Annotated in this window: 2 protein-coding genes; both read left to right on the forward strand. The window is 33.6% G+C overall.

Annotated elements, in window-relative coordinates:
* Positions 1-1501: IS1634 family transposase (locus tag AC6F8J_RS06225; RefSeq protein WP_500721845.1), on the forward strand; the 1501-nt coding region annotated here is incomplete at its 5' end.
* 103 nt (positions 1502-1604) lie between these two features.
* Complete coding sequence (locus tag AC6F8J_RS06230; RefSeq protein ID WP_500721846.1) at positions 1605-2597, forward strand: IS110 family RNA-guided transposase; 993 nt, start codon at positions 1605-1607, stop codon at positions 2595-2597.
* Positions 2598-2866: the final 269 nt, after the last annotated feature.

The following is a 2866-nucleotide window of genomic DNA, read 5'->3' on the forward strand; positions in this document are numbered from 1 at the left end:
ACTGATTTTAGATATGAATGAAAAACTTGACGTTAATACTAATGATATTAAAAACATTGGTTTCTCAATCCTTAGTAAAATCTATCATTCTCTTGGTATTCATACATTTATGATTAACAGAGAGCGAGGACTTTCTTCGAGGATTCCTTTAAACAATATCTTGAAATTACTGGTTTATGAACGCATTCTCCATCCCTGTTCAAAGTTAGCAGCTCATGAAAATAAGGACTTTTATTTTGAGAATTTTAACTTCCCTCTTAAATCTATCTACAGAGCTTTACCTATTTTAGCTAAAGATAAAGATAGATTATTGCTAGAATTACATGAAAATATCACCATGAAATATGGTAGAGATACTTCTAATGTTTATTATGATGTAACCAATTACTACTTTCACATCGACGAGCAAACAGACTTAATTCGTAAAGGTATGGGAAAAGACAAAAAAGGCAAACCTATTATTCAAATGGGTCTTTTACTTGATAAAGCAGGGTTACCTATAACCTATAAACTCTTTAGTGGTAATACAACAGATTTTGAAACATTGTTACCTATTCTTTCAGAAGTAAAAAAGAACTATAACTTAAAAAGGGTTATTGTAGTAGCTGATAAAGGTTTAAACTCTAGCACCAATAAAGCTTATAATATTATTAAGGGCGACGGTTATATTTTTTCTAGATCCGTTAGAGGTACTAAAGCTTCAAAAGAAATCAAAAAGTATGTTCTTGATGAAAAAGACTATGTATGGATGGGCGAAGATTACAAAATTAAGGCGAGAGTTTATCCCACCACAATTACTGTTCAAAACGAAGAGGGTAAAGATGTGAAGGTTGACATTGACGAAAAGCATGTTGTTTTCTTTTCTAGTAAATACGCAAAGCGTAGCAAACATAAACGTGATGAAGCCATTGCAAAAGCTCAATCACTTATTAACAGTCCATCAAGATATGCTAAAGCTAATAGTTATGGCTCTATGAAGTACATTAAGGGCATGAAACTTGACAAAAAAACCGGTGAACTTACACAAGCTAGAAAGGATATAGTGCCTAGCCTTGATATGGAACTGATTCAAGAAGAAGAAAAATATGACGGATATTATTCTATTGTTACTAGCGAATTAGATATGTCAGATTCTGAGATTATAGAAAAATATAGAGGCTTATGGAAAATCGAAGAAACCTTCAAAGTGACAAAGTCTCAGTTACAGACAAGGCCTGCCTATATCCGAAGCGAAGGGGGTATAGAAGGACATTTCCTTACGTGTTTTTTATCTTTACTTATTCTTAGAATACTTGAGCTCGAACTCAATTATGCATTTTCAACAGAAAGAATCATTGATTCATTAAAAAAAGCTAATGTAGATTATCTAAAGCTAAACTACTACAAAGCAACCTATTATAATGAATTATTAGAGCAAATGGATCAAAAACTAGGAACAAATCTCAATCAAAAATACGTAACGCTTGACTCAATAAAAAAAATGATATCAGATACAAAATAAGAAATATATCACTACATAAAAACGAACAAAATCAAAGCCCTAAAATCCAATGTTTTCAATGGTTTAGGGCTTGTTTTAGTTCTGTTTTGCTTTCAAACTCAAGATCTCTGTTAAAAAAGTTAAGAATGATCATGCTGATTCCTATGACTTAGCAAACTTATACCTTACAGGTAAACTTAACAAGCTCATCCAAAAAAAGTTGACGGAATGCATGCCATTATCACAAGACTATATGCGTCTTAGGGTTCTGACAAGAGCAAGACAGAAGCTTTCCAAACAGAGGACAACACAAGTAATGCAGCTTGTTGCAGATGTGGAGCAAGTGCTTCCAACCTATAAGAAACTCTTTAAAGACATGGCATGTAAGTCCTCATTGGCAACGCTTGAACTTATATGTAAGCCAGAGATGATTACGTATGATAGCTTTTATTCTACTCTAAAGTTAATCACACCTTGCCGTGGGCAGGCATACTTCACAAAATATTATGACAAGCTTATTGACATTCTTGATGATGCCAAGATTATCGGAAGAAAGGTGAAAACTTTTTTTATTACCATTAAGATACATGTCTTGCTTATACTTGAATACGATAAATATTTGGCTCAACTTGAAGAGCAGATACATGAACTTTCACAAGATCTTGACAGTGTTAGATTACTAAAAAGTATTCCAGGAATAGGAGGCAACATAGCACCAGCAATAGCCAGTGAAATAGGAGACATCTCCAGATTCAAGAAGGTTAAGGCATTAGTCGCTTTCTGTGGATTAGATCCTGGCGTCAAACAGTCAGGCCAGTATAATCGTTTGCATAATAAGGTAAGTAAACGGGGTGCGCCTGAGCTTAGAAGAGCTCTTTACATGGCCGCAATGTTATCAATCACAAAAATGAAAAATGGTCGTTATCGAAATAAAGTATTATACGATTACTATCAGGAGCTTATACTCAAAAAACCAAGAAAGGTAGCACTTGGTGCTATTATGCATAAGTTTATAAGAATTATATTTTCAGTGTTAAAGAACCAACAAGAGTTCATCATGATTACACCTGAACAACAACATAAGTTATATCAAAACAACCTAAGCATTGCAATTTAAGTTGAACAATGAATGAGATGATTGGTAAAATGTTCAGTGATTTCAGTGGACTTGGTTTAGCTGCGCTAAATTTCATTCGACAGAAATTGATAATGGACTTGACAAAAGTTAGCTAAACCCTTGGTTTCCGGTCTGATTATATTTTTGAACTTGAGAATGAGGACATTGCAAGTCCCTCTAGTTTAAAAAAGGGACTGGAATTTTTGACTTTGCATTTTGATATTGAAATGCCAATGTGGCTATCTGACAATGAAAAAGATTATGAACGA

This window comes from Petrocella sp., from assembly GCF_059865615.1.